This window comes from Tabrizicola piscis (assembly GCF_003940805.1).
Taxonomy (GTDB): Bacteria; Pseudomonadota; Alphaproteobacteria; order Rhodobacterales; family Rhodobacteraceae; genus Tabrizicola; species Tabrizicola piscis.
This window is the reverse complement of sequence record NZ_CP034328.1, coordinates 2,955,862-2,968,490: the sequence shown is the minus strand read 5'-3', so window position 1 is coordinate 2,968,490 and position 12,629 is coordinate 2,955,862. Positions and strand designations below refer to the sequence as shown.

The 12,629-nt window shown below is 65.5% G+C and carries 12 protein-coding genes; 11 read left to right on the top strand and 1 reads right to left on the bottom strand.

Features of this window, described 5'->3' with window-relative positions:
* Nucleotides 1-4: 4 nt before the first annotated feature.
* From ubiA to EI545_RS14405, 11 genes are all read left to right on the top strand, one after another.
* On the top strand, nt 5-991 hold the full coding sequence (gene ubiA / locus EI545_RS14455; protein ID WP_125327542.1) for a 4-hydroxybenzoate octaprenyltransferase: 987 nt from the start codon (nt 5-7) through the stop codon (nt 989-991).
* A 63-nt stretch (nt 992-1,054) separates the two neighbouring features.
* Nucleotides 1,055-3,223 (top strand): OmpA family protein, encoded by a 2,169-nt coding sequence (locus EI545_RS14450; protein WP_245990054.1) that lies wholly within the window; start codon nt 1,055-1,057, stop codon nt 3,221-3,223.
* The gene (locus EI545_RS14445) at nt 3,220-3,549 is read left to right on the top strand and encodes a hypothetical protein (protein ID WP_125326125.1); all 330 of its coding nucleotides are present in this window, start codon (nt 3,220-3,222) and stop codon (nt 3,547-3,549) included. The genes EI545_RS14450 and EI545_RS14445 overlap by 4 nt, the downstream gene beginning before the upstream one ends.
* Before the next feature lie 180 nt (nt 3,550-3,729).
* Nucleotides 3,730-5,208 (top strand): NAD-dependent succinate-semialdehyde dehydrogenase, encoded by a 1,479-nt coding sequence (locus EI545_RS14440; protein WP_125326124.1) that lies wholly within the window; start codon nt 3,730-3,732, stop codon nt 5,206-5,208.
* Nucleotides 5,209-5,296: 88 nt separating this feature from the next.
* Nucleotides 5,297-6,136: a glutathione-dependent disulfide-bond oxidoreductase gene (gene yghU / locus EI545_RS14435; protein WP_125326123.1), complete on the top strand. Its 840-nt coding sequence runs from the start codon at nt 5,297-5,299 to the stop codon at nt 6,134-6,136.
* A gap of 107 nt (nt 6,137-6,243) precedes the next feature.
* On the top strand, nt 6,244-6,597 hold the full coding sequence (locus EI545_RS14430) for a cupin domain-containing protein (protein WP_125326122.1): 354 nt from the start codon (nt 6,244-6,246) through the stop codon (nt 6,595-6,597).
* Complete coding sequence (locus tag EI545_RS14425) at nt 6,597-7,322, top strand: SDR family NAD(P)-dependent oxidoreductase (protein WP_125326121.1); 726 nt, start codon at nt 6,597-6,599, stop codon at nt 7,320-7,322. The genes EI545_RS14430 and EI545_RS14425 overlap by 1 nt, the downstream gene beginning before the upstream one ends.
* Nucleotides 7,323-7,410: 88 nt before the next feature.
* Entirely contained in the window at nt 7,411-8,538 is a 1,128-nt protein-coding gene (locus tag EI545_RS14420; protein ID WP_125326120.1) for a pyridoxal phosphate-dependent aminotransferase, read from the top strand.
* A 126-nt stretch (nt 8,539-8,664) separates the two neighbouring features.
* Complete coding sequence (locus tag EI545_RS14415) at nt 8,665-9,147, top strand: peptidoglycan-binding protein (RefSeq protein ID WP_164517307.1); 483 nt, start codon at nt 8,665-8,667, stop codon at nt 9,145-9,147.
* A gap of 146 nt (nt 9,148-9,293) precedes the next feature.
* A complete protein-coding gene (locus tag EI545_RS14410; protein WP_125327540.1) occupies nt 9,294-9,830 on the top strand; it encodes an RNA polymerase sigma factor in 537 nt (178 codons plus the stop codon).
* Between the two features lie 101 nt (nt 9,831-9,931).
* Nucleotides 9,932-11,899, top strand: coding sequence for a vWA domain-containing protein (locus EI545_RS14405; protein WP_425471650.1), 1,968 nt, complete (start codon nt 9,932-9,934; stop codon nt 11,897-11,899).
* Between the two features lie 150 nt (nt 11,900-12,049).
* Here the strand turns inward: EI545_RS14405 and EI545_RS14400 are convergent, their stop codons facing one another.
* On the bottom strand, nt 12,050-12,520 hold the full coding sequence (locus tag EI545_RS14400) for an Hsp20 family protein (RefSeq protein ID WP_125326117.1): 471 nt from the start codon (nt 12,518-12,520) through the stop codon (nt 12,050-12,052).
* Nucleotides 12,521-12,629 lie beyond the last annotated feature (109 nt).

Here is a 12,629-nt window from a genome sequence, read left to right as displayed (position 1 = left end):
CCCTATGTCCCTGCCGCCCGAAATGCCAGAGGCTGACCCCATTGCGGGGCCTGCGGGACCGGTCGCGGATGCGCCGCGGGGTAACTGGGTGGATCTGTACGCTCCGGCGGCTGCGCGGCCCTATCTGCGGCTGTCGCGGGCGGATCGTCCGATCGGGACGTGGCTCTTGCTGATCCCGTGCCTCTGGGCGATTGCGCTGGCGGGCGGGGTGTCGGGGTTCACGCGGTGGGACCTGTGGCTGGTGGCCAGTTGCGCGGTGGGGGCGTTCCTGATGCGCGGGGCGGGCTGTACCTGGAACGACATCAGCGACCGCGACATCGACGCCGCCGTGGCGCGGACACGGAGCCGGCCGATCCCTGCGGGGCAGGTGACTGTGCGCGGGGCGCTGGGGTGGATGGTGGTGCAGGCAGCGCTCGCGGCGGTGATTCTGTTCACCTACAACTGGCTGGCCGTCGGGCTGGGGATCGCCTCGCTGGCGCTTGTAGCGGTCTATCCCTTTGCCAAGCGGTTCACCTGGTGGCCGCAGGTGTTTCTGGGGCTGGCGTTCAATTGGGGGGCCCTGCTTCTGTGGGCGGCGCATGCGGGTGAAGTGCCACTGGCGGCTGTGCTTCTGTACGCGGGCGGGATCGCGTGGACGCTGTATTACGACACGATCTATGCCCATCAGGACCGCGAGGATGATGCGCTGATCGGCGTCAAGTCCACGGCGCGGCTGTTCGGGGATAGGAGCCGGGGCTGGCTTTGGGGGTTTTTCGCGGCAACCATCCTGCTTTTGGGCGCTGCGGTCGTGGTTGCCCATGCCGAAGAAGGCCGGGTGCTGGCGCTGGTCACGGCGCTGGCGGGCGTCTGGGCGATGGGGTGGCATATCGCGTGGCAGATGCGGAAGCTGGATCTGGACGACCCGACGTCCTGCCTTGTCGTGTTCCGGTCCAACCGGGATGCGGGCCTGATCCCTGTGCCGTTTCTTGCCGTAGCGGCCTGGCTTGGTTGAACCCGCCCGCCCAAAGCCCTAGGAACCATCGTATAACCTGCCCAACGCATGAGTCCCCTGCCCTTGCCCCAACGTATTCGCCAGCTTTCCCAGACCACCTTGGCCCTGCTGGCGTTTCTGCTGGCGGCCATGCTGATGGTCACGGTCGCCTATGCGGCCGCCCTCGTCATCGAGGCGCGCACTGACAAGGTGGTCACCGAGCGGCTGGTCGAGGCGAAGATCGACTGGGTCACGGTGCAGGCCGACGGGTTGCAAGTGCGCCTGACCGGGACCGCCCCGAATGAAGCGGCCCGGTTCCGTGCGGTCAACATGGTGGGGTCGCTGGTCGACAGCTCGCGCATCCGGGACGGGCTGGATGTAATTCCCGCCCAGGCGATCGAGGCGCCGGATTTTTCGGTGCAGATGCTGCGGACCGAGGATGGCATCCAGTTGATCGGGCTGATGCCGGAAACGCCCGGCGAAGGCGCCATGACCGAACTGGCATTGGCCGAGGCTGCCGCTGCGCTGACCCCCGGCACCGAACTGACCAACATGCTGGAATCGGCCAACTACCCCGCCCCCGAAACCTGGGGACCGGCGCTGGCCTTTGGCCTTGAGGCGCTGGAGCGGCTGGAACGGTCGAAGGTTTCGGTCGGAGCGTCGCAGGTCAAGGTGACAGCGATTTCCGACAGCGAGGCCCAGAAGCGCCGGTTTGAAAACGAGTTGCGCGCCATCGCCCCGGCGGGCGTGCAGCTCGTCCTCGACATCTCGGCCCCAAGGCCGGTCATCACGCCCTTCACGCTGCGCTTTGTGGTCGACGCCGAAGGCGCGCGGTTCGACAGCTGTTCCGCCGACACCGAACGGGCCCGAAGCCAGATCCTGTCCGCCGCCACCACCGCCGGGCTGAGCGGACGGCCGCTGTGCACCATCGGCCTTGGCACCCCCACGCCGCGTTGGGCCGAGGCGGTGTCTCTGGCGATCCGCGCTGTGGCAGAGCTTGGGTCAGCCTCGGTCACGTTTTCGGATGCGGATGTGACGCTGCTGGCTGGCAGCGACGTCAGTCAGGCGGCCTTTGACAAGGTGGTGGGCGAGTTGGAAACCAGCCTGCCGGATGCGTTTTCGCTGACCTCGACGCTGGAACAGAAGGAAACCGCGACGCAGGGACCGGCAGAGTTTACCGCCACCCTGTCCGAAGCAGGCGACGTCATCCTGCGCGGCCGCCTGACCGACGAGATGCAGCGCGAGGCGGTTGATGCCTATGCCCGTGCCGCGTTCGAAGGCGCTGGCGTGCTGACTGCCACGCGGGTGGATGCCACCCTGCCCGATGGCTGGCCAGTGCGGGTGCTGGCGGGGCTTGAGGCGCTGGCCGAGGTGGACCATGGGTCGCTGCTGGTGCGGGCCGATACGGTTGAAGTGACCGGGGTCACCGGGTCACAGGAAACGCGCGGGCGGATCACGCAGATCCTGTCCGGCAAGCTGGGTCAGGGCCAGACCTTCCAGGTCAACGTCCGCTATGATGAGGCGCTGGACCCCATCGCCTCGATCCCGACGCCCGAGGAATGTGCGGCGGATGTGAATGGGGTCATCGCGCAGACGAAGATCACCTTCACCCCGGCCTCTGCCGAGATTGCAACCTCGGCGCGGCCCGTGCTGGATGCGCTGGCGGCGATTTTGGTGGAATGTCCGCCGATGCAGCTGGAGATTGGCGGGCATACCGACAGTCAGGGGTCTGAAGGCGGCAATCAGGCGCTGTCGCAGGCCCGGGCGGAAGCGGTTCTGGTGGCTTTGCAGGGGCGGCGGGTCGATACTTCGGGGATGACTGCGGTGGGCTTTGGCGAAGCGACGCCGATTGCCGACAACGAAAGCGAAGAAGGCCGTGAGGCGAACCGGCGGATCGAGTTCGTGCTGAAGGGTGTGCAGGCTGCGGCGGGTGCAGCGGCCAGCGCAGGGGCGGAAGCCGCACCGGTGGCTGGTGACCCCGGGGCAGAGGCGGCGGATGGCACGGAAACCGTGGCGCCCCCGGCCAACCCGGCGGCTGCGCCCGAAACGGAAGCCGGGCCAGATGGTGAACCGGTCGCTGAAACCGTCGCCGACGCGGCCCCTGCTGACGGTGAGGCTGCGCCTGTCGCCGTGGCCGCCACAGCGGAAGGTCCCGACTTTTCGGGCGACACCAGCCCTTCGGTCGCGCCGACCGAAAAGACCATCCGCCCGCTGCCACGCCCCGAAGGCCTTGCGTCCCAGGAAAGCCCATGAACCGCACCGAATTTGTCATCGCCACGGCGATCATCCTGCTTGTCGCCTTTGCAGTGGGATGGTTCACCCATTGGCTGTTGCATCGGTTCACCCGGGTTGCGGGCGGCGACATGGGGGAAATGGACCGGCTGGCCCAATCCCTGCACGAGGCGGAAGAGTTGCGCGATCAGGCGCTGGCCTACATGGAAAGCCGCGAGTCCGAGTTGATGAACCACATCAACCAGACCGAGGCCGAACTGCGCGCCGCCATGGAAGGCCTGCGCGATGCGCGGCACGAGGCCGAGGAAATGCGCGCCTATATCGAGCGGATGCACGCGAACGGGTAAGGGCGCGCCAGGCGGCGAGCGGCCAAATTCCTTCGAAGGAATTTGCAAATCTTTTCGAAAAGATTTGCGCATCCGTCCAGCCGCGCGGTGATTTGATCAAACCTTGGCCTGATACAGCCTGCCAATCTGGACATCGCGCCCCCCGCATGGCACCCCTTGTGGCAACCTATGGAGGCTCCCATGCTCGATTCCGTGACCGACCTTGCATCGCTGTTGAAAGACCCCTCGCTTCTGGTGACCAAGGCCTATGTTGCAGGCCAATGGGTTGCGGCTGATGACGGGACGACCTTCCCCGTGTCCAACCCCGCCCGTGGCGATGTGATCTGCCACCTGCCGAACCTTGGCCGGGCTGAGACCGCCCGCGCGATCACTGCCGCCCATGCGGCGCACCGCGAATGGGCCGGGCGGACGGCAAAGGAACGCGCGCAGGTGCTGCGCAAGTGGTTTGACCTGTGCATGGCAAACCAGGATGACTTGGCTACGATCCTGACCGCCGAGATGGGCAAGCCGCTGGCCGAGGCGAAGGGCGAGATTGCCTATGGGTCGTCCTACATCGAGTTCTATGGCGAAGAGGCCAAGCGCACCTATGGCGAGATCATCCCCGGCCATCAGCGCGACAAGCGGATTCAGGTGCTGAAGCAGCCGATCGGCGTGGCGGCCTCGATCACGCCGTGGAACTTTCCGAACGCGATGATCGCGCGGAAGGTGGCACCGGCGCTGGCTGCGGGCTGCGGGTTCGTTGCGCGCCCGGCGGCGGAGACGCCCTTGTCGGCGCTGGCGCTTGCGGTGCTGGCGGAACGCGCGGGGATTCCGGGGGGGCTGTTTTCGGTCATCACCTCGAAGCGGTCGTCGGACATCGGCAAGGAGTTCTGCGAGAACCCCTTGATCCGCAAACTGACCTTCACCGGGTCGACCGAGGTGGGGCGCATCTTGCTCAAGCAGGCCGCCGACCAGATCCTGAAATGCTCGATGGAGCTTGGCGGCAACGCGCCCTTCATCGTCTTTGACGACGCCGATCTGGATGCTGCGGTGGAAGGCGCCATGATCTCGAAGTTCCGCAACAACGGCCAGACCTGCGTTTGCGCCAATCGGATCTATGTGCAGGCCGGGGTTTATGACGCCTTTGCCGAAAAGCTTTCGGCGGCGGTGGCCAAGCTGGCTATTGGCGACGGTCTGAAGGCGGGCGTCACCACCGGCCCCCTGATCAACGAAAGCGCGGTCGAGAAGGTTGAAGAGCACATCGCCGACGTTGTGGCCGGCGGCGGGAAGATCGTCACCGGCGGCAAGCGGCATGAGTTGGGGGGGACGTTCTTCCAGCCGACGGTCGTGACCGGCGTCACGCCGGACATGAAGGTGGCGAACGAGGAAACCTTCGGTCCCCTCGCCCCGCTCTTCCGTTTTGAGACCGAGGAAGAGGTCATCGCCCGCGCCAATGACACGATCTTCGGCCTTGCCAGCTATTTCTACGCCCGCGACATCGGCCGCATCACCCGGGTGCAGGAAGCGCTGGAATACGGGATGGTCGGGGTGAACACGGGCCTTATCTCGAACGAAATGGCACCGTTCGGCGGGGTCAAGCAGTCCGGCCTTGGCCGCGAGGGCAGCCGTCATGGTCTGGATGACTATATGGAACTGAAATACGTTTGCCTCTCGATCTGAACATGCGCTCGTCGTCGACGTCGTCGCTCCTCGCGTCCCCGCGATGAGCGCACGACGTGCGGCGAGGAGCACCGAGGAGAAGAACCGGATGACCACCGACTACACCCCGCCGAAAGTCTGGACCTGGGACAAGGAAAACGGCGGCCAGTTCGCCAGCATCAACCGCCCGATCGCCGGGGCCACCCATGACAAGGTGCTGCCGGTCGGAGAGCACCCCTTGCAGCTTTATTCGCTGGCCACGCCGAATGGCGTGAAGGTCACCGTGATGCTGGAAGAGCTTCTGGCCCAAGGCCACCTCGCCGAATATGACGCCTGGCTGATCGAGATCAGCAAGGGTGACCAGTTCGGATCCGGCTTTGTCGAGGTGAACCCCAATTCCAAGATCCCCGCGATGATGGACCATTCGGTGACCCCGCCGCAGCGGGTGTTCGAATCCGGCGCGATCCTTCTGTATCTGGCGGAAAAGTTCGGTGCCCTGATCCCGCAGGATCACGCGGGCCGGACGGAGTGTTTGTCGTGGCTGTTCTGGCAGATGGGGTCGGCGCCCTATCTGGGCGGGGGCTTCGGGCATTTCTACGCCTATGCACCGTCCAAGATGGAATACCCGATCAACCGTTTTGCGATGGAAACAAAGCGCCAGCTTGATGTGCTGGACCGCCACCTTGCCGACAAGGACTGGATGGCTGGCGGCAGCTATTCGATTGCCGATATCGCAATCTGGGCGTGGTACGGGAACCTTGTCCTTGGCCGTGCCTATAGTGCGGCAGAGTTCCTTGATGTGACCAGCTACAAGCACCTTCTGGCCTGGGCCCAGAAGATCGACGCCCGCCCCGCCGTGATCCGTGGCCGCAAGGTCAACCGCACTTGGGGCGAACCGCACGAACAATTGCCCGAACGCCATTCCTCCGCCGATTTCGACGGGCTTTGACCTAAGGGGGTGAGGTCGGGATCAAGCCCGCGGCGGTCGTGGGCAGCAATGACACCTGAGGCGCAGGGCATCACCCTGTGCTGATGTCCGAAAGAAAGGGAACTGCCATGCAATCCATTACCAAGCTGCCCTCGACCGATGGAATCGACCCCGCGACCGGCGATCTGGACGGCTGGGTCGTCACCGAGGGCACGCCTTCGATGAAGACCTGGGTGCTGCATACGTCGAAAGACGGCGCGATGGTTTCGGGCATCTGGGAATGCACGAAGGGCAGCTATCATGCCACCTACACCGCCTATGAATATGTCGTGCTGATCAAGGGCCGGATTGTGATCACCCCGGATGGCGGCACCCCGGTGACCGTGCAGGCAGGCGATGCCTTCGTGGTGGAGAAAGACTTCAAGGGCACATGGAAGATCGAAGAAGACGTGCGCAAGCACTTTGACTTCGTGGTTGGCTGATGCGGGTTGCCATCGTCACCGGGGCCGCTGGCGGCATGGGCCGGGCGATCACCGACCGGCTTTTGGCGGATGGGCTGCAGGTGGTGGGCGTCGACATCGACGGCCCAGCCCTGCTGACCATGGCCGCCGACCGTGACGGCTTTGTCCCCGAGGCGGTGGACCTGACCGACGCCGAAGCGATTGCCGACCTTTTCGACCGGGTGACCACCCGCTCTGGCGGGGTCGATGCGCTGGTGAACAACGCCGGAACCTGCTTCATGTCGGATTTCCCCGACATCCCGGCAGCGGAACTGACCCGGCAGATGGAGATCAACTTCCATTCGGCCTTTCATTGCTGCCAGCAAGCGGTGAAGGCGATGGCGGGGCGGCCCGGTGTGCGCAAGATCGTCAACATCTCCTCCAACGGGGCGTATAATTTTGACGTCTTCGACCCGCCGCATTACCGGGCTTCGAAGGCGGCGATGGACACGCTGACCAAGGACCTCGCCCGCCGCTATGCGCGGGAGAAGATCGCGGTGAACTCCATCGCGCCCGCCATGACGGAAACGCCGCTGTTCAACGTCCTGACCGAGGATGTGCTGGCCCGCGCGATCAGCGCGATGCCACATGGCCACGCGATGCAACCCGATCAGATTGCCGCCTGGGTGGGGTTCCTGATCTCGCCCGCAGGTGATGTGTCTTCGGGCAATATCATCATCCTGAACCAGGGACGCGACGTCCGGTGAGGGGCCGATTTCTTCGAAGAAATCGGGCCGGAGCCTTTGAAGGCTCCGGTCCGGAGTTTTCGAAAACTCCGGGGCGCGCGGGGTGCCGATGAAAGTTACCATCCACAAGCTGTTCGACTATCTGCTGGAAACCACCGCCAGCGAACCGCCGGAATGTTTCATCGGCTTCTCGCTGGCCCGGTCCCCACGGCTGAAGGATTTCCTGCCTGATCTTGACCCCGACCTGTCGCTGGACTGGAACGGCGTCAGCTTTCTTGGCCTGCCGACCCTGCGCCAACGGGTGATCGATCAGGCCGGTCTGGCGGCCACCTGCACCGCCGATGACGTCTTGATCACCGCCGGGGCGGCCGAGGCGAATTACCTGCTGTTCCGCCAGATCCTGACCGCGGGGGATGAGATCATCACCGAAGCTCCGGGTTGGCCGCAGGCCGGGGTCATGGCCAAGGCGATAGGCGCCACGCTGTGCGAAGTGCCGCGTGACGAGGCGCAGGGCTGGTATCTTGATCCCGAGGCGGTGGCCGCGGCGATCACCCCGCGGACGCGGATGATCTTTCTGACCAACCCCAACAACCCTACCGGCCGACTGATCCCCGAAGCCGACCTGCGCGCGCTTGCGGCACTGGCGGACCGGCATGGCATCTGGCTGGTCGTGGACGAGGTTTATGCCGGGCTGGAGTGGGGCCATCCGCGCCCCCCTTCCATCGCCGGGCTGACGCCGTTTGGAATATCCACCGGGTCGGTGTCAAAGGCGCTTGGCCTGCAGGGGCTGCGCACGGGCTGGATGATCTGCCGAAGCCCCGGGATCATCCGCGATGCGATGATCCTGCGCGAGAATGCGTCCGAGATCATGAACGCGCTGGGTGAGCGGATTGCGGAAATCGCGCTGCGCCCGGACCGACTGGCGCAGGCCCTGTCCCGCGCCCGGGCCGAGGGCGGCGAAACGCTGGACCGGATGGACCGGTTCGTGGCGGATCAGGCGCGGTTGAGCTGGCACCGGCCACAGGCGGGGCTGATCGGGCTGGCGCGGCTGGACGGGATCAGCGGCGAATCCCTTGCCCGTCGCCTGCTGGCCAGCCCCTACCGGACGTTCCTGTTGCCCGGGTCGGCCTATGGCTGCCCCGACCACGTCCGCCTTGGCGTGGGTGGCGGGCCGGAAACGCGGCTTGTCGAGGGGCTGGACCGGCTTTCGGCCTTGCTGAACAGCTGGGCGGCATGATGCAACCCTCTGAAACAAAAGGCGTTATGCGATAACAACGCGCTGATTTTGCCTAGCGCGGCGGTCTGGCCCATGTCCTTTCGTATCGCCCCAACCGACCGGGGCCAACTTTTGAAAGGAAACGACATGCTGCCCACTGTCATGACCGTGAAATCGACCCTGATCGCTGCAATCGCTGCGGCATCCATTGCCGTCCCCGCTGCACCAGCGCTTGCCTGGGGCGAAAAGGAGCAAGGCTTTGTCGCCGGTGTTGCCACCGCCGTCATCGTCGACGAGCTTTTGAAGAACAATCGCAAGGCCCGGGCCTATGACCGCCGCTACAGCGCGCCGGTCTATGCCGAGCCGCGCACGGTCTACACCCAGCCGAAGCACACCACCTCGCTTTACGCCACGCCGGCGGCCCGCGCGTTCAACAGCTATTCCGCGTCCGAGCGTCGGGCCATCCAGCGCAACCTGCGCGCCTGGGGCTATTATCACGGCGGGATCGACGGCGCCTTTGGTCCGGGCACCTACAACGCCATCCAGGCCTATGCCCGCGATGAAGGGGCTGCCGGCAACCTGCGGTCCACCTCGGGCGCATTTGCGGTCTACGACGGCCTGATTTTCTGATCCATCCCCCCAAGAGGTCAGGCCCAGCGCCCCCGGTCCAACAGGGCCGGGGGCGTTCTTTATACCAGATGGAAGAAATTCCGTACCCACGGCACGGCCTGCCCAAGGATTGCCCCGGCCCGTGCGTCCCAGATACTGTGATGCTGATGGACACGCCCGATGAAACCCTTGCGACTGCCGCCGCTGACGGCGACCGTGCGGCATTTGCCACGCTGGTGCACCGGCACTACGACCGCATCCATGGTCTTGCCTGGCGGCTGACGGGCAGCAGGACGGAAGCCGAGGATCTGGCGCAGGACATCTGCGCTGCCTTGCCGTCAAAGCTGCGGCACTGGCGGGGCGAGGCGAAGTTCACCACCTGGCTTTACCGCGTTGTCGTCAACGCCGCCCATGACCTGCGCCGCCGTCAGGCCACCCGCAGCCGGGCCGCCCTTGGCTGGGGCGATTGGGAACTGGCCCGGCAGGACGAGATTGCCACCCAGGCCGAAGCGCAGGATTGGCTTGCCCAGGCCATGACCCGGCTTCCCCCCGAACTGCGCGACACCGTGGCGCTGGTGCTGGGCGAAGAGATGACGCAAGCCGAAGCGGGGCTTGTCCTTGGCTTGTCCGAGGGCACGATTGCCTGGCGGATGAGCGAAGTGAAGAAACGCCTGCGGGCCATGGCACGGGAGGACGCGACATGACCGACGATCTTGACGACCCCCGGCTGCAAGACCTGCGCAAGGCGCTGCGGGCGGCCCCGGCCCCCGACGTCGATGCAAAGGCGCGTGCCCTTGCGCTGGCGATGGAAAATTTCGACCGGCTCCAAGGATCAGCCGACCCTGCCCGTTCCAGTGAGGACCGCCAGACCCCGGCGGCCCCCTTGAACGGAGTGCGTCGCATGCTGAACTTCCTCACCTCACGTCCCGCCCTTGCCACCACCACGTCAATCGCAGCGCTGGTCATCGGCGTGGCGGTGATCCTGCCGGTGGCCGATCTGCGCCTGCCCGGCCGGGCCGACCTGCCGCAGCCCAAGACCGAAGCGCCGAAGGTCGCGGTGGATACCGGCACCGTCGTCGCGACCGAAGCGCCTGCCGAGATGGCGCAGACATCCGAGGCTGACAGTGCAACCTCCGTCGCCCGGGCGGAGCCTTTGGCCGAAGCCGCGCCTGAGCCGGCCGCCGAACCCATGGCCGATGCCGAGGTCATGGAACTGGCGGAAGAGGCGCCCACCGGGCTGGCCCTTGGCGGCAGCCTTGCGGATGATGGCGCCCGCGTCCGGATGGAAGCGGCGCCTGAAAGCGGCACTCTCAGCTACCTGGCCCCGGCGCCGGCCATCGCGCCGCTGCAAGACCTCCGCCAGCCGACGCTGACCGAGAACACCGAGGCTTATGCGAACGAACCGGCAAACCCGGTGAAGGTGACGGCTGAAGAACCGGTTTCCACCTTTTCGATCGATGTGGACACGGCGTCATGGGCGGTCATCCGGTCGACGCTGAACATGGCCGTCCTGCCCACCCCCGATCAGGTGCGGATCGAGGAGATGGTGAACTATTTCCCCTACGCCTACCCCGCACCCACGGCGGAGGAAGCGTTTTCGTCCACCGTCAGCGTGATGCCGACGCCATGGAACCCCGGCACGCGGCTGGTGACCATCGGCATTCAGGGTGCCTTGCCCGAGGTTGCCGCACGGCCACCGCTGAATCTGGTGTTCCTGATCGACACCTCTGGTTCGATGGAAGACCCGAACAAGCTGGGCCTTCTGAAGCAGTCGTTGACCCTGATGCTTGCCGAACTGCGGCCCGAGGATGAGATCGCCATCGTCACCTATGCCGGGTCCGCCGGGCAGGTTCTGCCGCCGACCAAGGCCAGCGACCGTGCGACGATCCTTGCCGCGCTGGAGAGTCTTTCGGCAGGCGGGTCCACCGCCGGGGCCGAGGGGCTGGAACTGGCCTACCGTGTGGCAAGCGGCATGGCGGCAGAGGGCGAGGTCAGCCGCATCCTGCTGGCCACGGACGGTGACTTCAACGTCGGCGTCAGCGATCCCGAGGGGCTGGAGGCTTACGTCGCCCGCCAACGCGAGACGGGGACCTACCTGTCCGTGCTGGGCTTTGGCCGGGGCAATCTGGATGACGCGGTGATGCAATCACTGGCGCAGAACGGCAACGGCACCGCGGCCTATATCGACACGCTGTCCGAGGCGCGCAAGGTGTTGGTGGACCAGTTGACCGGGGCGCTGTTTCCCATCGCCGACGATGTGAAGATTCAGGTGGAATGGAACCCCGCCACTGTCGCCGAATACCGGCTGATCGGGTACGAGACCCGCGCGCTGCGGCGCGAGGATTTCAACAACGACGCCGTGGACGCGGGTGAAATCGGTGCGGGCACCCAAGTCACCGCGATCTACGAGGTTACGGCTCCGGGGTCGGACGCGCTGTTGAACGACCCGCTGCGCTATGGGACCGCGACCGCAACCGACGTGGCCGAGGGCGAGCTTGGCTTCCTGCGCTTGCGCTGGAAAGCGCCGGGGGCAGACACCTCAACCCTGATCGAAACGCCGATCAGCGGGAGCGAGACAGCAACGGATGAGACGCGCTTTGCCGCCGCCGTCGCAGGCTTTGGCCAGCTGCTGCAGGGGTCGGTCTATCTGGGCGATTGGGGCTGGGACGAGGCGATTGCGCTGGCCGGGTCGGCCCGGGGCGATGATCCCTACGGCTACCGGGTTGAAGCCGTGAACCTGATGCGCTTGGCGCAGTCGCTGTCTGCGAATTAGGTCGGGGGCTAGCTCCTCGTTCGACTTCGTCTTCTCGTCGCGGGGCGTTTGGCGAGGAGTGACGAAGTCATCGACGAGCCTTCTTAGACAGAAAAAAGGACGGCGCGCCCCGGGTCCGGGACGCGCCGCATCGGTTTCCGTGATCAAGGATCAGTTGACCGTTTCGGCCTTCGACTCCAGCACCGGGGTTGCGCCATTGGCATGGGCAATCTCGATCCGGCGGGGCTTCAGCGCCTCGGGCATCTCGCGCACAAGGTCGATGTGCAGCATGCCATGTTCATGCACCGCACCCGCGACGCGGACGTGGTCGGCCAGCGCAAAGCGGCGTTCGAAGGCGCGGGTGGCGATGCCACGGTGCAGGTAGGTGCGATCACCTTCCTCGACCGTCTTGCGGGCGGTGATGTGCAGGCTGCCATCCTTCACTTCGACCGTAAGCTCTTCCGGCGCGAAGCCGGCTACGGCGATCGAGATGCGATAGGCATCTTCGGCGGTCTTTTCGATGTTGTAAGGGGGGTAGGTCGGCTGGGCCACGTCGTTGGACAGAACCCGATCCATCAGGTCGGCGATCCGGTCAAAGCCGACGGTGGCACGGTAAAGCGGCGCGAAATCAAGGTTGCGCATGTCATCCTCCTGGAAGCGATGTCAAAGGCCTTCCCTTTTGGGGCAAGGCAGGTGTCCCCGGGCCCGTCATGGCACCCGGATGAGGATGATTTGGGAAAGCCCCAGCCCG